At 65.1% G+C, this 20,848-nt stretch carries 16 protein-coding genes and 2 tRNA genes; 16 read left to right on the top strand and 2 right to left on the bottom strand.

Annotation, left to right across the window (positions count from 1 at the left end; all coding sequences use genetic code 11):
• Window positions 1-7 precede the first annotated feature (7 nt).
• The 5 genes from V7787_RS16290 (at window position 8) to V7787_RS16310 (ending at window position 7,639) form a co-directional block, all read left to right on the top strand.
• Window positions 8-3,955 (top strand): pilus assembly protein, encoded by a 3,948-nt coding sequence (locus tag V7787_RS16290; protein ID WP_336088646.1) that lies wholly within the window; start codon window positions 8-10, stop codon window positions 3,953-3,955.
• Between the two features lie 15 nt (window positions 3,956-3,970).
• On the top strand, window positions 3,971-4,420 hold the full coding sequence (locus V7787_RS16295) for a type IV pilin protein (RefSeq protein WP_336088647.1): 450 nt from the start codon (window positions 3,971-3,973) through the stop codon (window positions 4,418-4,420).
• 164 nt (window positions 4,421-4,584) lie between these two features.
• The gene (gene uvrB / locus V7787_RS16300) at window positions 4,585-6,615 is read left to right on the top strand and encodes an excinuclease ABC subunit UvrB (RefSeq protein WP_336088648.1); all 2,031 of its coding nucleotides are present in this window, start codon (window positions 4,585-4,587) and stop codon (window positions 6,613-6,615) included.
• A gap of 181 nt (window positions 6,616-6,796) precedes the next feature.
• Window positions 6,797-6,871: transfer RNA gene (locus tag V7787_RS16305), tRNA-Val, on the top strand.
• Window positions 6,872-7,474: 603 nt separating this feature from the next.
• On the top strand, window positions 7,475-7,639 hold the full coding sequence (locus V7787_RS16310; protein WP_336088649.1) for a hypothetical protein: 165 nt from the start codon (window positions 7,475-7,477) through the stop codon (window positions 7,637-7,639).
• A 139-nt stretch (window positions 7,640-7,778) separates the two neighbouring features.
• On the opposite strand, the gene V7787_RS16315 is transcribed toward V7787_RS16310, so the two are convergent.
• The gene (locus V7787_RS16315) at window positions 7,779-8,915 is read right to left on the bottom strand and encodes a hypothetical protein (protein WP_336088650.1); all 1,137 of its coding nucleotides are present in this window, start codon (window positions 8,913-8,915) and stop codon (window positions 7,779-7,781) included.
• 8 nt (window positions 8,916-8,923) lie between these two features.
• Complete coding sequence (locus V7787_RS16320) at window positions 8,924-10,771, bottom strand: ABCB family ABC transporter ATP-binding protein/permease (RefSeq protein ID WP_336088651.1); 1,848 nt, start codon at window positions 10,769-10,771, stop codon at window positions 8,924-8,926.
• Between the two features lie 531 nt (window positions 10,772-11,302).
• On the opposite strand from V7787_RS16320, the gene thrS reads away from it, so the two are divergent.
• The 11 genes from thrS (at window position 11,303) to V7787_RS16375 (ending at window position 20,613) form a co-directional block, all read left to right on the top strand.
• Window positions 11,303-13,204 carry a threonine--tRNA ligase gene (gene thrS / locus V7787_RS16325; RefSeq protein WP_336088652.1) on the top strand — a complete coding sequence of 634 codons (1,902 nt, stop codon included), beginning with the start codon at window positions 11,303-11,305 and terminating at the stop codon, window positions 13,202-13,204.
• A 73-nt stretch (window positions 13,205-13,277) separates the two neighbouring features.
• Window positions 13,278-13,802, top strand: coding sequence for a translation initiation factor IF-3 (gene infC, locus V7787_RS16330; protein ID WP_336088675.1), 525 nt, complete (start codon window positions 13,278-13,280; stop codon window positions 13,800-13,802).
• A 207-nt stretch (window positions 13,803-14,009) separates the two neighbouring features.
• A complete protein-coding gene (locus V7787_RS16335) occupies window positions 14,010-14,786 on the top strand; it encodes a hypothetical protein (RefSeq protein ID WP_336088653.1) in 777 nt (258 codons plus the stop codon).
• 210 nt (window positions 14,787-14,996) lie between these two features.
• Window positions 14,997-15,194: a 50S ribosomal protein L35 gene (gene rpmI / locus V7787_RS16340; protein ID WP_027083463.1), complete on the top strand. Its 198-nt coding sequence runs from the start codon at window positions 14,997-14,999 to the stop codon at window positions 15,192-15,194.
• A 12-nt stretch (window positions 15,195-15,206) separates the two neighbouring features.
• Window positions 15,207-15,566, top strand: a complete 360-nt coding sequence (gene rplT / locus V7787_RS16345) for a 50S ribosomal protein L20 (protein ID WP_336088654.1) — start codon at window positions 15,207-15,209, stop codon at window positions 15,564-15,566.
• Window positions 15,567-15,712: 146 nt separating this feature from the next.
• Window positions 15,713-16,150, top strand: coding sequence for a hypothetical protein (locus tag V7787_RS16350; protein WP_336088655.1), 438 nt, complete (start codon window positions 15,713-15,715; stop codon window positions 16,148-16,150).
• Window positions 16,151-16,165: 15 nt separating this feature from the next.
• Window positions 16,166-17,176, top strand: a complete 1,011-nt coding sequence (gene pheS, locus V7787_RS16355) for a phenylalanine--tRNA ligase subunit alpha (RefSeq protein ID WP_336088656.1) — start codon at window positions 16,166-16,168, stop codon at window positions 17,174-17,176.
• A 112-nt stretch (window positions 17,177-17,288) separates the two neighbouring features.
• Window positions 17,289-19,697: a phenylalanine--tRNA ligase subunit beta gene (gene pheT / locus V7787_RS16360; protein WP_336088657.1), complete on the top strand. Its 2,409-nt coding sequence runs from the start codon at window positions 17,289-17,291 to the stop codon at window positions 19,695-19,697.
• A 44-nt stretch (window positions 19,698-19,741) separates the two neighbouring features.
• Window positions 19,742-20,056: an integration host factor subunit alpha gene (locus V7787_RS16365; RefSeq protein ID WP_036101930.1), complete on the top strand. Its 315-nt coding sequence runs from the start codon at window positions 19,742-19,744 to the stop codon at window positions 20,054-20,056.
• Window positions 20,037-20,393, top strand: coding sequence for a MerR family transcriptional regulator (locus tag V7787_RS16370; RefSeq protein ID WP_336088658.1), 357 nt, complete (start codon window positions 20,037-20,039; stop codon window positions 20,391-20,393). The genes V7787_RS16365 and V7787_RS16370 overlap by 20 nt, the downstream gene beginning before the upstream one ends.
• Before the next feature lie 143 nt (window positions 20,394-20,536).
• Window positions 20,537-20,613, top strand: a tRNA-Pro gene (locus V7787_RS16375).
• Window positions 20,614-20,848 lie beyond the last annotated feature (235 nt).

Genomic DNA, 20,848 nt, shown 5'->3' on the forward strand with positions numbered 1-20,848 from the left:
GCAGCCCATGGCTTCCGCCCGCACTCTCATCACCGCATCGTCGCTGCTGCTCGTAGCGGCCGGCGGCGCGTACTGGTACTACAACGCCAACGCATTGCAAGCCGATGGCGATCTGGCCCAGGCTCCGCTCAACTCCAGCGTCACCGTCGCTCCGGCTTTCATCATGGCCGTGGACGATTCGGGTTCGATGACGTTCCAGACCTTGTTCAAAGGCAGCGATGGCGGCGCATTTTGGAATATCGCGGAAGACGCGAGAACAAACGCCAGCGGGACGGTAGTGGGGAACGGCTTTTTTACCGGTACCGGGGCCGACGCGCGCATGCGCACCCAGAACGACGCTAACGATGCCGACGAGTTCTATTACGTCATGCCGACGCGGAACGCGAACCTCGAAAACAGTTTCGGCAACAACGGCTATGGCGCCATACCTCCGTTCGACAAGTACGGTTTTGCGCGATCGTCGGAATTCAATCCGGCATATTTCAACCCGTCGGTCACCTACTTGCGATGGAAGCGTCCAAAGGAGAACGGGACGGAGATCGAGGACTATCCCGATTCTTCGAAGACCGCTGCCAGTGCGGATCCGTCTAGCGATACCGCTCCGACCTACGATTTGACGAACTCGTTGTTCGCCTACGATCCGACAAGAAATTTCAAGGAGTATTTCCGTGTTCCGAAGGGCATGTATCTGCCCGCGGGTACCGAATACTTCATGTACAAGTATGTGAATTGGGATTATGACCGGCGAGGCAATCGAATCTGGCTCACGGATTGCGGCGGGTTGACCGGTCAGGAAACAGTGCCCGGCACGTTGAGGAAAGTCGGTGCGAGCGGCCATCAGATGAGCGCCAGTTGCTACGTGGCGATCAAGTACTTCCCCGCGGTTTACTACATGAAATCGGCCACGGCCGGTGCGGCATCGGGCTACACGGGTACGCCGGACAAGATCGAAAACGCATGCGGCGATGGTTGCGCGCTGTATAAATATGAGATCAAGCCGGGCAACTACAATACCGTCAATTACGAAAAGGCGATCGTAAATTTCGCAAATTGGTTCAGCTATTACGGCAATCGCAATCGAGCGATGAAGGCCGCGCTGACCTTGTCGATGGATACCGTCAGCCGCATGCGGATCGGCATGTTCGCCATCAATGCTGGCGGTAAATCCGTTACCGACGGAAACAACAACGTCATTGAGTACAACTATAACGCGGTGACCATGCGCGACATGGACAAGGACACCGACAAGCGCGACTTCTATAACAACGAGCTGTTGAAGCTGGGCGCCTCCGGCGGTACGCCAAATCGTTGGGCCGTCCGCCACGTGGGCAGGCAGTTCATGCGAAAGAAAGACGATCCAGGCGCTCCGATTAAATCGGCGTGTCAGATCAATGCAGGCATGTTGTTCACCGATGGCTACAGCAATACCAGTGGCCCGCCCCTCGATAAGGATCTGTTGGGGGATGCCAAATTTCCTGATCCGTTGAAGGATACCTTCAGCAATACGATGGCCGATCACGCCGCGGCGTATTATCAGGTCAACCTTCGCGATGACATGGAGGCGGGCAAGGTTCCCGTCCCGGATGCGTGCAAGACCACTCCCAACGATCCCAAGTTGGATTGCAACAAGAATCTGCACATGAATTTCTACGGCGTCACTCTTGGCGCCAAGGGCAAGATTTACGGCAACACCTATGACCCAATCAAGAATTCGCCCGATCCGTACGTGACTTTCCCGGCCTGGGAAACGCGTCAGGACAGCAATCCGACCACGGTCGATGAAATCTGGCACGCGACGATGAACGGTCGCGGCAAGTTCATCAACGCCACCACGCCCGCCGACATCACCTCGGCGATGCGCGAGATCATCGCTTCGCTGGGCGGCGGCGAGACGCCGTCGGGCAGCATCGGTTTGGTCGGTGCGCGCGTGGGCAGCAACACGTTGTCGGTGACGCCGACTTACGAGTCGGGCAATAGCGGTACCGATTGGTTCTCCCGCCTGTTCGGGTCGAAGGCGACCTACAACAACATCACCGGCAAGATCGAGTTCGTGCAGTTGTGGGAGGCCAGCTCCCTGCTGGCCGACGCCGGGCGCAACATCAGCTACGGCGTGTTGACGGCCGATTCGGTCAAGGTCGAGACGAAGCAGTTCCAGGCCTCGACCATGGGCACCGACGAGCAGATCCTGAAAGCGTTGTGCAACGATCCGCTGCAGAACTGCGCCGGCAAGTTCAACCGCATCACCGACGGCACGACCCCCGGGGTGAGCGGCACGGACGCCATTGCTTACTTGCGCGGTAGCAGGGCTCACGACGGCGGCAAGCTGCGCAAGCGCACCACGCTGCTCGGCGATATCGTCAACTCCACGCCGCTGGTTACGTCCAAGGGCGACGACTACGGTTACATGGCGCTCAAGGACTCAAGGGGTGTCGTCGATGGCCGCGAGTACGGCAAGTACCTGAAGCAGAAATTCACCTACAACAAGCCCTATGTGTACGTCGGCGCCAACGACGGCATGTTCCACGCGTTCGACGGTACCAGCGGCCGCGAGAGCTTCGCCTATATCCCGTCGACTTCGCTCGGCCACATGGGCAACCTGCTGTTCCCGTACAACCCGGCGGACCGCAACGACCAGGTGTTCAAGCACCGCTACTACGTCGATGGCCCGATCACCGCGGCCGACGCTTACAGCGCCGGTGCGTGGAAGTCGGTGCTGGTCGCCAGCGTCGGCGCCGGCGGGCGCGGCGTGTTCGGCCTGGATGTCACCAATCAAGGCACGCTGAAAGTATTGTGGGAGCTCACCGACAAGTCTGGCGCCGCCAACAAGGCCGACGACCTGGGCAGCGTGCTGGGCAAGCCGGCGATCGTTCCGGTCCAGGACGCGTCGGGCACGGTGACCTGGAAGGCGATTTTCGGCAACGGTTACGGCAGCAAGAACGGCAAGGCGGTGTTGTTCGTCGTCGACGTGATGACCGGCGCGGTGACCGCGATCACCGCCGAGGAAACCGGCGCCAACAAGCCGACCCGGACCAAGAACGGCCTGGGCAACATCATCGTGATCGACAGCTTCACCGGCACCACCGATGACCCTCGCCGCGACGGTTACGCCGATACGGTGTACGCCGGCGACTTGAACGGTGCGCTGTGGAAGTTCGACCTGCGCAGCAATAAGGTCGCCTTCGACGGCAAGCCGTTGTTCGTGGCCCGCCACAACGACGATTTCGCCAAGCGCCAGCCCATCGTTGGCGGCCTGGAGGCCACCAGCGTCAACAACCGGGCGATGATCTTCTTCGGTACCGGCAGCTTCTCGTTCGACGGCGATCCGACCAGCACGGAAATCCAGACGATGTACGGCGTCATGGATCCGAACGAGCCGGTGGCCGGGCGGAGCAAGTTGCAGCGTCAGTTCATCGTCAAGGAGGAGAACGGCGAGCGCATTCTTACCGGCAACAAGCGTCTGGCATTGGGGGTTCTGGGTTGGTACCTGGATCTGGGCGTGGATGTCGGTTCGGCCGGCAATCCCAAGGCCACCGGCGAGCGCATGGTCGGCAATCCGCGAATCCAGAACGGCATCGTGTTCTTCCCGACCTTCGACCCGACCAGTACCGACGCCTGCGCGACCGACGGCAACAACTGGCTCTACGGCCTGGCGGCGGTCGATGGCGGCAGCGCCTTGTACAACGCGCGGATCGGCTCGCCGACCGGCGCTCAAGGCAAGGCCGGCACCGGCGCGGCGAAGCTGAAATCCGATAACGGCAAGCCGATGACCGCGCCGGTCAAGGACGTGGTCGTGTTGGCCGGCGACAAGGTCAACTACGTGGAAGGCGGAGCGGGTCCGACCGCGATCGAGGACGCCAAGAAGTCCAAGTGCTCGGTCATGATCCAGACCTCCGGCTCGCAGCCGTACTACTTGCCAAGGCCGTGCGGACGTCAGTCCTGGCGCCAGATCCGATAAAGGGGAATCGACGATATGAAGCTGCAGCCGATGATCGGAGCGAAGCGCAAGAATCGAGGATTCACGCTCATCGAGTTGATGGTGACCGTGGGCATCGTGGCCATCCTGGTGGGGATCGCGGTCCCCACCTATCAAGACAGCGTGCGCAAAAGCCGCAGAGGGCAGGCCAAGGCGGACTTGCTGGAAGCGGCCCAGGCGATGGAGCGCTACTACACGGTGAACAACAAGTACGACGGCAAGGCCTCGGTCGCCGATTACGCGGGCTTCGACCAGTCGCCGCGTAAGCCGGCTGCGAAGTTCTACGCCCTGGAGTTCGACGGCGCCGTCAGCGCGACGCAGTTCAAGATCAAGGCCACGCCGCAGAAAAACACGGGTCAGGAGAAGGACAAGTGCGGCACCATGACGATCGACTCCGCGGGGTTGAAAACTGCCGCCGTAGGAGTGGAAGGGTGCTGGGACCAGTAAGCGCAGCTCCCGGCTGAACCGTTCAAACAACCCCGCCGCTGATCACGGCGGGGTTGTCGTTTCAGGACCGGACCGGTCCGCGATACCTGCACCGCGGCCTTGCCGCAGAGGCCCGGCCGCGCGGATCAGGCTAAACTGACCGATTCGCACACCCGGTCAGCATGATGGACGACACCTCCCAGTCCTCCGGTTTCCAGCTGGTCTCGCCGTACTCCCCCGCAGGCGATCAACCCCAAGCCATCACCAAACTGGTCGAGGGTTTCGAAAGCGGCCTGGCCCAGCAGACCCTGCTCGGCGTCACCGGTTCGGGCAAGACCTACACCATCGCCAACGTGGTCCAGGCGGTGCAGAAGCCGACCCTGGTCATGGCGCCGAACAAGACCCTGGCGGCGCAGTTGTACGGCGAGTTCAAGGCGTTCTTCCCGCACAACGCGGTCGAGTACTTCGTCAGCTATTACGACTACTACCAGCCCGAGGCCTACGTGCCTTCGAGCGACACCTTCATCGAGAAGGACAGTTCGGTCAACGAGCACATCGAGCAGATGCGCCTGTCGGCGACCAAGGCCTTGCTGGAGCGCCGCGACGCGTTGATCGTGTGCACGGTCTCGGCGATCTACGGCCTGGGCGATCCGAACGAATACTTCCGGATGGTCCTGCACATGGTCCGCGGCGAGCGGATCGATCAGCGCGAGCTGATCCGCCGCCTGACCGAAATGCAGTACGACCGCAACGACAGCGAGTTGCGCCGCGCGACCTACCGGGTGCGCGGCGAGGTGATCGACGTGCATCCGGCCGAAAGCGACGCCCAGGCGCTGCGGATCGAGTTGTTCGACGGCGAGATCGAGAACCTGACCCTGTTCGATCCCTTGACCGGCGAGACCCTGGAGCGGGTGCCGCGCTACACGATCTATCCCGGCTCGCACTACGTCACCACCCGGCGCACCGTGCTCGACGCGATCGAGACGATCAAGGAAGAGCTGCGCGAGCGCCTGGAGTACCTGTACGCGAACAACAAGCTGGTCGAGGCGCAGCGGCTGGCGCAGCGCACCCAGTTCGATCTGGAGATGCTGGCCGAGGTCGGGTTCTGCAACGGCATCGAGAACTACTCGCGGCATCTGAGCGGGCACATGCCCGGCGAGCCGCCGCCGTGTTTGTTCGACTATCTGCCACCCGACGCGCTGCTGGTGGTCGACGAATCCCACGTCACCATCCCGCAGATCGGCGCGATGTACAAAGGCGACCGCTCGCGCAAGGAAACCCTGGTCGAGTTCGGTTTCCGCATGCCCTCGGCGCTGGACAATCGGCCGCTGCGGTTCGAGGAATGGGAAGGGCGCTCGCCGCGTTCGATCTACGTCTCCGCCACGCCGGGGCCGTACGAGCTGCGCAAGTCGGAAGGGCAGATCACCGAGCTGGTGGTGCGCCCGACCGGCCTGATCGATCCGGTGGTCGAAATCCGCCCGGTGGCGACCCAGGTCGACGACGTGCTCGGCGAGATCCGCGAGCGCGTGGCGATGGGCGACCGGGTGCTGATCACCACCCTGACCAAGCGCATGTCCGAGAACCTCACCGAGTACCTCGGCGAACACGGGGTCAAGGTGCGCTATCTGCACTCCGACGTCGACACCGTGGAGCGGGTGGAAATCATCCGCGACCTGCGCCTGGGCAAGTTCGATGTGCTGGTCGGCATCAACCTGCTGCGCGAAGGCCTGGACATGCCGGAGGTGTCGCTGGTGGCGATCCTCGACGCGGACAAGGAGGGCTTCCTGCGCTCCACCGGCTCGCTGATCCAGACCATCGGCCGCGCCGCGCGCAACCTGCGCGGCAAGGCGATCCTGTACGCCGACCGCGTCACCAACTCGATGCAGCGCGCGATCGAGGAAACCGACCGCCGCCGGCAGAAGCAGGTCGAGTACAACGAACTGCACGGCATCACCCCCAAGTCGGTGGCCAAGGCGGTGGTCGACATCATGGAGGGCGCGCGGGTCGATCCGGAGGCGCTCAAGGCCCGCAACAAGGCGCGCAAGGTCGCCGAGGAGACCGCCGAGTACGCCTCGCTCAGCCCGGCCCAGTTCGCCGCCAAGATCAAGCAGTTCGAGCAGCAGATGTACCAGCACGCGCGCGACCTGGAGTTCGAGCAGGCGGCGGCGGTGCGCGATCAGCTGCGCAAGCTCAAGGACGCGGGATTCGGGGCCTGAGCGCGCCGGCGGGGCGGGATGGGCGCTGACCCTGGCCGCACCGCGCGCAGCCGGGAAACGAAGCTCTTTTCGCGGCCGCGGCCGATTCGGCGATGCCGAAACCGAAAAGGCTTGTCCCCCGTCCGGCCCTGGGCTACACTGCGCGCCCCTCGCCGGGGAGTTTGCAACGAAATACGGCGACGGGCGGTTAGCTCAGCGGTAGAGCACTACCTTGACATGGTAGGGGTCACAGGTTCGAACCCTGTACCGCCCACCAATTCGGTGGATATGAACGGCGGGTCCTTCGGGATCCGCCGTTTTTCTTTGTGGCCGCGGTCGAGCGTCGGCGTCGACGCAAGCGGCCCGCGATCTCGCTTAGGTCTCGATGAAGACGAAAACGTCCGGCGCCGGGGACGACGACAGAAATTCCAGCGGCGGCCGCGCGCGGCTTCCATCAAGAGACGAACGCGTTCGGTTCGGGTCATGCCCGACACAGCAGGCATGCGCTCCATGCCTGCGCGATCGGCGCGGCGTCGAGGGCTCGGTCGGCGGGCGAGGGGCTTCGACTTGGACGTCCCGCGACATGCGCGGGTTCGCGTGGCATGAGCCATGTGCGCGGGTATCGGCCGCACAAAGACGGGCATCGGAATTCGGCCTGCGCGGGCATCGGATCGGACGACCGTACTGGCCGTATTTGCCGATTTTGGCGTGTCTATTCAGTGCCCTCATTCCGCCTAAATAGCGGATTTTTGGTGTTTTTTTGTGTAGCACCCCGTCCGTGGCCCGCTATGTGCCAAAACTGACAGCTTGTTGTGCCCCGTTAGCGCTTCCTATGCTCGGATCGCGGCGATCCCGCCGCCATTCGCTTAAGGAGTAGGCAATGCAGAACGAACAGACCCGCTTGATCGGCCGCATGGTCGCTATCGACGTCTCGATGTCGGACGATGCCGGCAACGAAGTGTCCTTCGCCGCCGCGTCGACCTTTGTCCGCACCAAGCCGTTCAACGAGATCGACCGGACCGACAACGGGGATCAGATCCCGTAATCCGCACGCCACGGATTATTTGAGTAGAGCCGGGAGGTGCGCCTGCCGGCTCTATTCGCATCTGGCCTGCGCAGAACGCGATTCCCGCGCCGCCCGGCCTGGTTTTACGGCGCCGCCCCGTGTTGGCGCCGCGACGCGCTCATTCGCGCATTTCGAAGGTACGCGGCAGCGGCACGTGCAAATGCGCGGCCGGATCGACGTCGCCGCGCTGCTGCATCGAGTCCCAGTATTCGCGATAGCGGTAGGTCGGCTCGCGCCAGTCGTAGACGAAGTTCGGGTCGCGGCTCTGGGTGAAGCGGACGAAGCAATCGAGCAGCTGCAAGTCGGGATTGACCCCTTCCAGCCACAGGAACTGGCCCATTTCGTTGACCTCCAGGAACACGTATTCGCCCGCGGGCGTGACCACGAAGTCGATGCAGCCGAACACCAGGCCCAGACGGTCCATCAACGCCAGACAGCCGCGCTCGATCGCTTCGGGCAACTGATAGCGCGTGTAGCCCATGGCCTGGTCGAAGTCGTTGGCGCGCCAGTCCACCAGGTAACCGCCGGAGTTCTGCGACTTGATCTGCGCAGCGATGACGGTGCGGCCCATCACCGTGACCCGCAACTCGTAGCTCTTGTCGAGCAGCGGCTGGTAGATGCCCGGCGCGTTCGACAGCGAGGCGTCGTTGCCGAGCAGTTCTTCGCTGATCGCGGCGGTGTAGGTGGCCAGCGATTTTTCCTCCGACACCCACGAGGCGCCGGTCATCGGCTTGTAGATCAGCTTGCCGCCGTGTTCGTGGAAGAACGCGCGGATCGCGGCCGGGTCGTTGGAAATCAGGGTGCTCGGCGTGGTCAGGCCGATATCGACCGCGACCTTGAGCTGCGCGGCCTTGCGGTCGGCGCGCGCCTTGGCCGCGACCGGGTTGATCCAGAAGCGCGGGCTTTCGTCCAGCAGGCCGACGGTGGCGCGGATGAATTCGTTGGCTTCGACCTGGGCGAAACGCACGTCGGCCGGGTGCAGGTCGGGCGAGGCCTGCGGCTGATACCAGCGGCGCAGCCACACCGTGTCGATGTCGCGCGCGGCGAAGTCGCGATGGTGGCGGGAGCAGCGCATCGACACGTCGGCCGGATCGGCGCCCGCGTCGCCGCGGCCGTCCACGCGCAGGCTGACCCCGTGTTTTTGCGGAAAATCGTGGGTGTACCAGCAGTGGACGGTTTCGCCTTCGTTTTCCAACGCCCAGGCCACCGCGCGCGCGTGGATGTCCCAGGGATCGCTGACTATCAAAATCGTCATGACGGGTCCTATGTCGTAACGGTGGATGCTGCGGTAGTGGAGGGTTCGGAGGACGCGCCGGCCACGCCGGTGTGGCCGTATTGCTGCATCGCCCACAACGCCGCGTAACGGCCTGCGGCGGCGAGCAGGGCGGCGTGGTTGCCGCGTTCGACGATGCGGCCGCGTTCGAGCACCAGGATTTCGTCGGCGCCGACCACGGTCGACAGCCGGTGCGCGATCACCAGGGTGGTGCGGCCTTGCGCGGCCTGGTCGAGTTCGCGCTGGATGCCGTGTTCGGTGTGGGTGTCCAGGGCCGAAGTGGCTTCGTCGAAGATCAGGATCGCCGGCCGTTTGAGCAGGGTGCGGGCGATGGCGATGCGCTGTTTTTCCCCGCCCGACAGCTTGAGCCCGCGTTCGCCGACGTTGGTGTCGTAGCCTTGCGGCAAGGCCTGGATGAAGTCGTGGATGTGGGCGGCGCGCGCGGCTTCCAGCACTTCCTCGCGGCTGGCGTCGGGGCGGCCGTAGGCGATGTTGTAGTACAGCGAATCGTTGAACAGCACGGTGTCCTGCGGCACCACGCCGATCTGCCGGCGCAGCGAGTCCTGGCTCACCTCGCGCAGGTCCTGCCCGTCGACGGTGATGCGCCCGCCGCCGACGTCGTAAGAGCGGTACAGCAGCCGCGCCAGGGTCGACTTGCCCGCGCCGGTGCTGCCGACCACGGCGACGGTGCGGCCGGCGGGGATGACGAAATCGATCGCGCTGAGGATGTCGCGTTCGCCGTAGCGGAAATCGACTTGTTCGAAACGCACCTCGCCACCGCCGACCCGCAGATCCGCCGCGCCTTCGCGGTCGCTCACCTCGATCGATTCGTCCAGCAGCGCGAACATCCGCTCCAGGTTGGCCAGCATCTGCTTGGTCTCGCGATAGATCATCCCGAGGTAGTTCAGCGGCGCGGCCAGTTGCAGCAGGAAGGCGTTGACCAGGACCAGATCGCCCAGGGTCATGCGGCCGGCGATCACGCCCTCGGTCGCGCGCCACAGCAGCGCGGTCAGGCCGATGGCGATGATCGTGGCCTGGCCGATGCCGATCAGCGACAGCGCCTTCAGGCTCTTCACCGCGACGTCTTCCAGCGTGCGCAGGCGCCGATCGAAGCGCTGCGCTTCATAGCGTTCGTTGTTGAAGTACTTGACCGTTTCGTAGTTCAGCAGCGAATCCACCGCGCCGGCGGCGGCCTCGGTGTCGGCCTCGTTCATCGCCTTGTAGTAGCGCTGGCGCCACTCGGTCATGCGCAAGGTGAAGACCAGATACGCCGCCAGCGTGCCCAGGGTGATCGCGGCGAAGCCGACGTCGTAGCTGATCACCAGGATCGAGGTGACCAGGGCCAGCTCGATGAAGGTCGGCACGATCGTGTACAGCGCGGTATCGAGCAGTTCCGACACCGAGGACATGCCGCGTTCCAGATCGCGGGTGACCGCGCCGGTGCGGCGGTCCAGGTGGAAGCGCAGGCTCAGCGCGTGCAGATGCGAAAACACCCGCAAGGTGATTTCGCGCGAGGTCCGCGCCAGCACCCGGGCGAACACGATGCCGCGCAGTTCCTGGAACAGCGAGGAGGACAGGCGCAGCCCGCCGTAGGCGCACAACAGCAGCACCGGCACGGTCAGCGGCGTGGGTTTCTGGTCGAGCGCGTCGATCAGCTGCTTGAGCAGCAGCGGCACGCCGGTGACCGCCAGCTTGGTGGCCACCACCAGCAACACCCCGAACGCCGCCCGGCCGCGGTAATACCAGACGGTCGGCAGCACCCGGCGGACGATGGCCAGCGCGCCGATGCTGGGCGGCGAGGGCGCCGCGCCGGCGGCCCGATCGGCGTCCGCGCTCATGCGCGCTCCGGCCGAGGGCGGCGTGGCACGCGTTGCGGGCGGCCCGGGCCGCGAATGATTTCCCTATGCCCCATCACGCCCCAAGCAGATGGCTTCCCTGTCCGACTTACGGTACCGGAAGGTGCCAGGATTGCCTATCCGGGGCGCATTCGGACATGGATAGGGCGCACACAATCGCGCGGTTGACTTGCCGGGCGGCGTCCCCAACTATTCACCCCTGCGACGCGGCATCCGGCCGTGTCCCGAATCGAGGTGGCCCGCGGCGAACGCCGGCCGAGCGTGCGACATGGACACTACCCGCGCCCATCGCTGAACCGCCCGAGGCCCCCGCTCACGCAGGCGCCCTCGCGGCGCTTTTTTCTTGTCCGCCGTTCGCCGGGCCGCCGCAACCGCCAGCGCCCGACCGGTGGGCCGCAGTCCCCCGATCGCCCCGAATCGCCTGTTCGAGCCGCCGTCGCGATCCGACCCACCCGGGTCGCCGCCGCCGACGCGGACGTTCACCGCACCACTTACGCCCAATAAGACCCCGCCATGATCGCCATCACGCTCCCCGACGGCAGCCGCCGCGAATTCGAAAACCCCGTATCGGTCATGGAGGTCGCCGCCTCGATCGGCGCCGGCCTGGCCAAGGCCACCGTCGCCGGCGAAGTCGACGGCAAGCTGGTCGACGCCAGCGACCGCATCGACCACGACGCCAAGCTGCGCATCATCACCCCCAAGGATGCCGAAGGCGTCGAGATCATCCGCCACTCCTGCGCCCACCTGGTCGGCCACGCGGTCAAGCAGCTGTACCCGGCCGCCAAGATGGTGATCGGCCCGGTCATCGACGAGGGCTTCTATTACGACATCTGGTACGAACGCCCGTTCACCCCGGAAGACCTGGAAGCGATCGAAAAGCGCATGGTCGAGCTGATCGACAAGGACTACGACGTGATCAAGAAGGTCACGCCGCGCGCCGAAGTCATCGAAGTGTTCGCCTCGCGCGGTGAGGACTACAAGCTGCGCCTGGTCGAGGACATGCCCGAAGAAAAATCGATGGGCCTGTACTACCACGAGGAATACGTCGACATGTGCCGCGGCCCGCACGTGCCGAACACGCGTTTCCTCAAGGCCTTCAAGCTGACCCGCATCTCCGGCGCCTACTGGCGCGGCGATTCCAAGAACGAGCAGCTGCAGCGCATCTACGGCACCGCCTGGGCCGACAAGAAGCAGCTGGCCGCCTACATTGAGCGCATCGAAGAAGCCGAGAAGCGCGACCACCGCAAGATCGGCAAGCAGCAGGACCTGTTCCACCTGCAGGAAGAGGCGCCGGGCCTGGTGTTCTGGCACCCCAAGGGCTGGTCGATCTGGCAGGTGGTCGAGCAGTACATGCGCAAGGTCTACCGCGACAGCGGCTACGGCGAAGTGCGTTGCCCGCAGATCCTGGACGTGTCGCTGTGGCAGAAGTCCGGCCACTGGGACAACTACAAGGAAAACATGTTCTTCACCGAGTCGGAGAAGCGCACCTACGCGGTCAAGCCGATGAATTGCCCCGGCCACGTGCAGGTGTTCAATCAGGGCTTGCACAGCTACCGCGATCTGCCGATCCGTTACGGCGAGTTCGGCTCCTGCCACCGCAACGAGCCCTCCGGCGCGCTGCACGGGATCCTGCGCGTGCGCGGCTTCACCCAGGACGACGGCCACATCTTCTGCCTGGAAGACCAGATCGAGTCGGAAGTGACCGCGTTCCACCAGCAGGCGCTGGCGGTCTACCGGCACTTCGGCTTCGAAGAAATCCAGATCAAGATCGCCCTGCGCCCGGAATCGCGCCTGGGCGACGACGCCACCTGGGACAAGGCCGAAGGCGCGCTGCGCAGCGCCCTGTCGGCCTGCGGGGTGGAGTGGCAGGAACTGCCGGGCGAGGGCGCGTTCTACGGCCCGAAGATCGAATACCACCTCAAGGATGCGATCGGCCGCACCTGGCAGTTGGGCACGATGCAGGTCGATTTCATGATGCCCGGCCGCCTGGGCGCGGAATACGTCGACGAAAACAGCCAGCGCAAGACCCCGGTGATGCTGCACCGGGCCATCGTCGGCTCGATGGAGCGCTTCATCGGCATCCTGATCGAGCACCACGCCGGCCAGTTCCCGGCCTGGCTGGCCCCGGTCCAGGCCACGGTCATGAACATCACCGACGCCCAGGCCGATTATGTGGCCGATGTCAGGAAACTCCTTGCAAATCAAGGGTTCCGGGTCGAGGCCGATTTGCGCAACGAAAAGATCGGTCGTAAGATTCGCGAGCACACGCTCGATCGCGTGCCCTATCTGCTTGTGGCCGGCGACCGCGAGAAGGAAAATGGCATGATTGCGGTGCGTACGCGGGCAGGGGAAGACCTGGGGACCATGTCGGTCGCCGAGTTCGCCTCGCGTTTGAACGGCGAAGCGGCCGGCTAACCGCGCGCAGCCCGCAACAGATCCCGTCCCGGCGACGATCCGGGACGGCCAGAATCATTTTGGAGACGCAACAATCAGTACCCCCGAGAAGCCGAATCGAAAGAACCAGGAAATCCGCGTACCGCGCGTGCGCGTGATCGGCAGCGATGGCGAAATGATCGGCGTGCTCACGCGCGACGAAGCGCTGCGCATGGCCGAAGAGGAAGGCCTGGATCTGGTCGAAATCCAGCCCAATGCCGATCCGCCGGTCTGCAAGATCATGGACTTCGGCAAATTCCGCTTCGAGCAGCAGAAGAAGGCCAACGAGGCCAAGAAGAAGCAGAAGCAGGTCGAGATCAAGGAGCTCAAGTTCCGTCCGGTCACCGACGAGGGCGACTACCAGATCAAGCTGCGCAACATGCGCCGTTTTCTGGAAGAGGGCGACAAGGTCAAGGTCAACATCCGTTTCCGTGGCCGCGAGATGAGCCATCAGGAACTCGGCCGCGAAATGGCGGCCCGGATCGAGGCCGACCTGGGCGATGAGATCGTGGTCGAGTCGCGTCCGCGCCTGGAAGGGCGGCAGATGGTCATGATGATCGCGCCGAAGAAGAAGATCTGAGTTATCCACAAGGGCCGCGTTCGCGGCCCTTGTTTTGTGGGGCGCCGTGCCCGCGCCCCGGGCTTTACGGGAGCATCGCCGCGCGCGCGTGGGGCGCCGCGCTGCTTTGGTGTCCGCGCTTTTCCGTCTTCCGAACCCGCCGCCGTTCGCGCGCCGCGATTTCCGGCCCGATGCCGCGACGGCTCTTCATGCCGTTGGGGAATGGCCATGTCGCATCGTTGCAGCTCCTGGATCGTGGCCGTCGTGGCCCTGTGCGTGCTGACCGCCGCGCGTTATCCGACTGCGCTCGATCGGCCGGCGCGGGTCGGGGCACCTGCCTTTTCTTTCAGCGACCTGCGGCCGCCGGCGCAGCTGAAATCAGCGTTCGAGTCGATGCTCATCACCAAGTGTTCGTTCTACGCGATACGCGTCGGCGGCCAGGACATCACGCCCGAACCGGCCTCGATCGTTCAGGCGGCCCTGACGGAGCGATACGGCGATCGTTTGGCGGGGCGTTCGGTGGAACTGACGGATTTCGCCGTCCACCTCAACAGCGCCGCCGGCTATCGCGCGATGCAGGGGCGCATGATCACCGGATTAATTCCGGACCTGCTCAACGATAAGGACAAAACCGGCTGCTCCGACGACGACACCGTTGGCAGTTACCGGGTGGCGGAGATCGGTTCAAGCAAGGCGCCAATCATCGTGGTCGTCAACCTTCGCATCGACGGCCGGCCGTTCCATGCGCGGGCGATCGCCGCCTATGAGGCCCCAGGCAGCGGGCAGGGCCTGGTGATGCCGCCGGGCAAGAGGGCCAAGGCAGACGAGCAGGCGCTATGGAACCGTTCGGTCTCGGCGGTGGTGGCCCAGGCGCTGGCTCGCTTGGGCGACGCCATCGACGCCGGGCTGTTCGGTGCGCCGGTTGCGCCCGCCGCGCCCGCCGGCCCCGCGCCGGCCAGCACGGCGCCGGTCCCCACCCCAGTCGAGTTCCCGGCGAGGCTCTAAATCGCTGATTTGCATCGGGTTACCAAGGCCTGCATAATGTGCGGCCCGGTTCGCCGGGTTTGTTGTTTGCTGTAGCACGGACCTGTCGTAGATTCGTTTTAGATCAACGACTTACAAGCCGGCAAGGGCAGGACGGAAAGAGTGGCCGCGCGCAAGCGCACAGGTGCCACCGCCCAGGCCAGTGACATAAACCTCCGAAAGGACATCGCAATGCCCAAGATCAAGACCAATCGGGCGGCAGCCAAACGCTTCCGGAAGACCGCTTCCGGCAAGTACAAGTGCGGCCACGCCAACAAGAGCCACATCCTCACCAAGAAAGCGACCAAGCGGAAGCGCAACCTGCGGCAGACGAACCACGTTCGTGCCGAGGACGCTGGCCGTCTGGACCGCATGCTTCCGTATTTGTGAGGAGACTGAACAATGGCACGAGTTAAACGTGGTGTTACGGCGCGTCGCCGCCACAAGAAAATCCTGAAGCAGGCCAAGGGCTACTACAACGCCCGCCGCAAAGTCTTCCGCGTCGCCAAGCAGGCGGTCACCAAGGCGCTGCAGTACGCCTACATCGGCCGCAAGCAGAAGAAGCGTCAGTTCCGTTCGCTGTGGATCACCCGCATCAACGCGGCTGCCCGCATCAACGGCATGAGCTACAGCCGCTTCATCAACGGCCTGCTGAAGGCCGGCATCACCCTGGACCGTAAGGTGCTGGCGGACATCGCCGTGCACGACGCGAAGGGTTTTGCGGCGCTGGCCGAAAAGGCGAAGAGCGCGCTCGCGGCGTAACCTGTTTCATTCCCCGTCCCGAGCCCGTGCCCCGCACGAGGTTCGCGGCGAGGGGCATGAGGTTAAGGCATGGGGAAGGGCGCGAGTCCTTCCCCATTGCCGTTTCTGGACCCGGTAAACGGGTCGTCGAACCCAAGGAGCTGGCGATGAAAGGAATCTGCGGGCACGGCCGAAGCGCGTTGTGGGCGCTGGCGTTGCTGGGCGGCATGGCGGGATCGACGGCAGTCGCGGCGCAGGAGTCGGACGCACGCGCGCAGCGCGAGGCCGACGAACTCAAGCGCTTCGGCGAGGTGATGCTGGCGAAGGGACGCGACCAACAGTGCAAAGTGTTGGACCAGGCGCGCGTTGAGCAATACGACCAAGATGTCGCCGCGATTTTGAAGAAACTGGAAAAGCGGATTCCGGCCCAGAAGTTGTTCGGCGTGGTGCTCAACGCCACCGTCGCCACCGGCGCGCCGGAATCGGCGGCCGGTTGCGACGAGGCGTCCAGGCAGTTGATCCAGGCGGGCAGCGAAAACGCGAGGAACTGGGCGGAGGAACTCCGCCGGGGTCGCTCGCGAGGCAATTCAACGCAAGGCAAGTGAAGGAAATCAGAGCACATGGCTGAGACCGAGCAACTGATGCAGCAGGCGCTGGCCGACATCGCGGCGGCCGATTCTCCCGACGCCATCGAAGCGCTGCGCGTCGCCCTGCTGGGCAAGTCCGGCAGCGTCACCGCCCAGCTCAAGCAACTCGGCGCGCTGCCGGCCGAGGAACGCAAGGCCGCCGGCGAGGCGATCAACAAACTGCGCGACGCGCTGACCACCGCCCTGGGCGAGCGCAAGAGCGCGCTCGACGACGCCGCGCTCGACGCGCGTCTGGCCTCGGAAACCATCGATGTGACCCTGCCCGGCGTCGACGCCGCGCGCGGCGGCCTGCATCCGGTCAGCCGGACCATGGAGCGCATGGCCGACATCTTCGGCCGGCTGGGTTTCGAACTCGCCGACGGTCCGGAGATCGAGGACGACTGGCACAACTTCGAAGCGCTCAACTTCCCGCCGCACCATCCGGCGCGGGCGATGCACGACACCTTCTATTTCCCGCCCGACAGCGCCGGCGTCGCGCGTCTGCTGCGCACCCATACCTCCGGGATGCAGGTGCGCTACATGCTCGAGCACAAGCCGCCGCTGCGGATGATCGCGCTGGGCAAGGTCTACCGCAGCGACAGCGACCAGACCCACACGCCGATGTTCCATCAGTGCGAAGGCTTGCTGATCGATGAGCATTCCAGCTTCGCCGACCTCAAGGGCACGCTGGCCGAATTCGTGCGCGCGTTCTTCGAGCGCGATTTCGAAATGCGCTTCCGCCCGAGCTATTTCCCCTTCACCGAGCCGTCGGCGGAAGTCGACATCGCCTGGCAACAGCCCGACGGCAGCACCCGCTGGCTGGAAGTGCTGGGCTGCGGCATGGTCCATCCGAACGTGCTGCGCAACGTCGGCATCGATCCGGAGCGTTACACCGGCTATGCCTTCGGCATGGGCGTGGAGCGGCTGACCATGCTGCGTTACGGCGTGGACGATCTGCGCAGCTTTTTCGAGAACGATGTGCGGTTCCTCAGGCAGTTCGCCTGAGAAACGGGATTCGGGATCCGGGGTTCGGGATTCGCGCAAGCGAATCCGGCCCGGCCCGGCGAATCCCGCTTTTGCGAATCCCTAATCCCGAATCACAAATCCCGGCCCTTCAATGAAATTCTCCGAAAACTGGCTGCGCCAACACGTCCCGACCGGCGCCTCGCGCGAGCAGCTCGCCGCGACCTTGACCGCGATCGGGCTTGAAGTCGAAGAAGTCGTCGCGCTCGGCGCCTCGCTCGACGGCGTGGTGGTCGCGCGCATCGTCAGCGCGGAAAAACATCCCGAAGCCGATCGCCTGCAGGTCTGTCAGGTCGAGACCGGTACGGGCACCGTGCAGATCGTCTGCGGCGCGCCCAATGCGCGCGCGGGCTTGATCGCGCCGCTGGCCCAGGTCGGCGCGCTGCTGCCCGGCGGCATCGCGATCAAGGCGGCCAAGCTGCGCGGGGTCGAGTCGTTCGGCATGCTGTGCTCGGCCAAGGAACTGGGCGTCGATCCGGACGCCTCGGGCTTGCTGGAATTGCCGGCCGACGCGCCGGTCGGCAGCCCGTTGGCCGAATACCTGGGTCTGCCCGACGCCAGCATCGAGATCAAACTCACCCCCAACCGCGCCGATTGCTTCAGCGTGCGCGGCATCGCTTTCGACGTCGCCGCCGCGACCGGCAGCGCGGTCGCCGCGCTCGACGTCGCGCCGGTGCCCGCCGCCAGCGACGCGGCGATGCAGGTCGAACTCAGCGCCGGCGCCGATGTGCCGCGCTATTGCGGCCGGGTGATCGAAGGCGTCGACGCGACCGCGCCGACCCCGGTGTGGATGGCCGAACGCCTGCGCCGCAGCGGCGTGCGGCCGCTGTCGTTGCTGGTCGACGTCACCCAGTACGTGATGCTCGATCTCGGTCAGCCCATGCACGCCTTCGACCGCGACACCCTGCGCGGGCCGGTCGGCGTGCGCCATGCGCGCGCGGGCGAAACCACCAAATTGCTCAACGGCCAGGACGCGGTCCTGGACGAGCAATTCCTGGCGATCACCGACGGCAGCGGCGACGCGCAGCGGGTAATCGCGCTCGGCGGGATCATGGGCGGCTTCGACAGCCGCGTCACCGACGCGACCCGCAATGTGTTCCTGGAAGCCGCGCATTTCGCCCCGGCCGCGATCATCGGCCGCGGGCGCAAGCTCGGCCTGCATACCGACGCCGGCCACCGTTTCGAACGCGGCGTCGATCCCGAGCTGCCGCGCACCGCGATCGAATACGCCACCCGGCTGATCCTGGACATCGCCGGCGGCACGCCCGGCCCGGTGACCGAAGCGGCCTTGCCCGAGCACCTGCCGCAGCCGCAGCCGGTCGCGCTGCGCCGCGCCCGCCTGGCGCGCGTGCTCGGCTTGAGCGTGGCCGATGCCGAGGTCGAGCGGATCCTGCAAGCGCTGGGCCTGAAGGTCGAGCGCAGCGACGACGGCTGGACGGTGGTGCCGCCGAGCCGCCGCTTCGATATCGCGATCGAGGAAGACCTGATCGAAGAAATCGCCCGCATCCACGGCTACGACACCATTCCCACGACCTTGCCCGGCGGCGCCTCGCGCTTGATCGCGCCGAGCGAAACCCGGGTCGATGCCGCCACCGTGCGCCGCCAGTTGGCTGCGCGCGACTATCTGGAAGCGGTCAACTACGCCTTCGTCGATGCCGCCTGGCTGCAACTGTGGCAGGCGGGCGAGGGCGCGGTGCCGTTGGCCAATCCGCTCAGCGCCGAGCTTGGGGTGATGCGCACGATGTTGTTGCCGGGGCTGGTCGCGGCGCTGGGCCGCAACGCCTCGCGCCAGCAGGACCGGGTGCGTCTGTTCGAACTGGGCAACGTGTTCAAGAGCGGCGATTCCGGCCCGCAGGGCGGCGCGCCGATCGAGACCCAGCGCGTCGCCGCCGCGGTCTGCGGCGCGGCCCACGCCGAACAATGGGCGGTGGCGGCCAAGCCGGTCGGATTCCACGACCTGCGCGGCGACCTCGACAGCCTGGCCCTGGCCAGCGGCGCGCAGCTGGACTACCGCCCCTCGGCGCCGGCCTGGGCCCATCCGGGCCGTTCGGCCGATGTCTATCGCATCGACGGCGGCCGCGAGCAGCGGCTGGGCTGGATCGGCCAGCTGCACCCGCGCCTACAACGCGCGCTGGACCTGGACCAGGATGTGATCGCGTTCGAGCTGGACCTGGCCGGTCTGGTCGAGCGCGCCATCCCGAAGGCCGGGGCGCAATCCAAGTACCCGTCGGTGCGCCGCGATCGCGCGTTCATCGTCGCCGATTCGGTGTCCTGGGCGGCCGTTCAGGCCACCGTTCATGCGGCCGCGGGCCCGAGTCTGCGGCAGTTGGTGCTGTTCGACCGCTACCAGGGCAAGGGTGTGGAAACCGGATTCAAGAGTCTCGCTATGGGCTTGATTCTGCAGGATGAATCGCGCACCCTGACCGACCGGGATGTAGATGCGGTGGTCGCCGAAGTGACGGCCGCCGTGGAACGGGAACATGGCGCCAAATTGCGCGCCTGAACCCGCGACGGATCGCCCGAACCCGGCGTAGCGCAGAGGACACAATGGCACTTACCAAAGCGGAAATGGCGGAACGTCTGTTCGACGAAGTCGGACTGAACAAGCGCGAAGCCAAGGAATTCGTCGACGCGTTTTTCGATGCGTTGCGCGAAGCGTTGGAGCAGGGCCGTCAGGTGAAGCTCTCGGGTTTCGGCAATTTCGATCTGCGCCGCAAGAATCAGCGGCCGGGGCGCAACCCGAAGACCGGCGAGGAAATCCCGATCTCGGCGCGCACGGTGGTGACCTTCCGTCCGGGCCAGAAGCTGAAGGAACGCGTCGAGGCTTACAGCGGAGGCGAGCATGCTGGATCCGGGCAGTAACCGCGAACTACCGCCGATCCCGGCCAAGCGCTACTTCACCATCGGTGAGGTCAGCGAGCTGTGCGACGTCAAGCCGCATGTGCTGCGTTACTGGGAAACCGAATTTCCGACCCTCAACCCGGTCAAGCGTCGCGGCAACCGCCGTTACTACCAGCGCCATGAAGTGCTGATGGTCCGGCAGATCCGCGGCCTGCTGTACGAACAGGGCTACACCATCGGCGGCGCGCGCCTGCGTCTGGAAGGCGACGCCGGCAAGGACGAATCGGCGCTGAGCTCGCAGATCGTCAAGCAAGTGCGGATGGAATTGGAAGAAGTGTTGCAGTTGTTGCGGCGATAAGTCCGCGGCAACCGGATCGGCGAGCCGGGATCGCGGATGGGCAACGGCCACGTTCTGCCAATCCCGAATCCTGTATCCCGAATCCTCGCAGTTGCGGCTATACTTGCCGCCCGCTCGCAACGAGCGGACATCGCAGTACACGTCGGGGCGTAGCGCAGCCTGGTAGCGCATCTGCCTGGGGGGCAGAGGGTCGTCGGTTCAAATCCGGCCGTCCCGACCATTATTGCGAATCGAATCAGCGGCTTACGGGTTTTTCCCGGGGCCGCTTTTTTGTTTGCGGGCTGTTTCCAGCCTGTTCCCAGCCTTTTGCTTGAGCGCATGAGCCTCGGGCGCGCTTCGCGCGAGGCCGGGCAGCGCAGCGCGAAACCGCGCGCGCGATTGCAAATCGCCTGGGAACGCAGGATATTTCGGCCATTCGCTGTTCGACATTGGACGCCCCAGCGGAATAACCGCGG

Source organism: Pseudomonas sp. CGJS7, from assembly GCF_036961695.1.

Excerpts from the sequence above, each read along its gene's own strand:
- V7787_RS16290 (WP_336088646.1), top strand. The coding sequence starts at position 8 with ATGGCTTCCGCCCGCACTCTCATCACCGCATCGTCGCTGCTGCTCGTA.
- V7787_RS16295 (WP_336088647.1), top strand. The coding sequence starts at position 3,971 with ATGAAGCTGCAGCCGATGATCGGAGCGAAGCGCAAGAATCGAGGATTC.
- uvrB (WP_336088648.1), top strand. The coding sequence starts at position 4,585 with ATGGACGACACCTCCCAGTCCTCCGGTTTCCAGCTGGTCTCGCCGTAC.
- V7787_RS16310 (WP_336088649.1), top strand. The coding sequence starts at position 7,475 with ATGCAGAACGAACAGACCCGCTTGATCGGCCGCATGGTCGCTATCGAC.
- V7787_RS16315 (WP_336088650.1), bottom strand. The coding sequence starts at position 8,915 with ATGACGATTTTGATAGTCAGCGATCCCTGGGACATCCACGCGCGCGCG.
- V7787_RS16320 (WP_336088651.1), bottom strand. The coding sequence starts at position 10,771 with ATGAGCGCGGACGCCGATCGGGCCGCCGGCGCGGCGCCCTCGCCGCCC.
- thrS (WP_336088652.1), top strand. The coding sequence starts at position 11,303 with ATGATCGCCATCACGCTCCCCGACGGCAGCCGCCGCGAATTCGAAAAC.
- V7787_RS16335 (WP_336088653.1), top strand. The coding sequence starts at position 14,010 with ATGTCGCATCGTTGCAGCTCCTGGATCGTGGCCGTCGTGGCCCTGTGC.
- rpmI (WP_027083463.1), top strand. The coding sequence starts at position 14,997 with ATGCCCAAGATCAAGACCAATCGGGCGGCAGCCAAACGCTTCCGGAAG.
- rplT (WP_336088654.1), top strand. The coding sequence starts at position 15,207 with ATGGCACGAGTTAAACGTGGTGTTACGGCGCGTCGCCGCCACAAGAAA.
- V7787_RS16350 (WP_336088655.1), top strand. The coding sequence starts at position 15,713 with ATGAAAGGAATCTGCGGGCACGGCCGAAGCGCGTTGTGGGCGCTGGCG.
- pheS (WP_336088656.1), top strand. The coding sequence starts at position 16,166 with ATGGCTGAGACCGAGCAACTGATGCAGCAGGCGCTGGCCGACATCGCG.
- pheT (WP_336088657.1), top strand. The coding sequence starts at position 17,289 with ATGAAATTCTCCGAAAACTGGCTGCGCCAACACGTCCCGACCGGCGCC.
- V7787_RS16365 (WP_036101930.1), top strand. The coding sequence starts at position 19,742 with ATGGCACTTACCAAAGCGGAAATGGCGGAACGTCTGTTCGACGAAGTC.
- V7787_RS16370 (WP_336088658.1), top strand. The coding sequence starts at position 20,037 with ATGCTGGATCCGGGCAGTAACCGCGAACTACCGCCGATCCCGGCCAAG.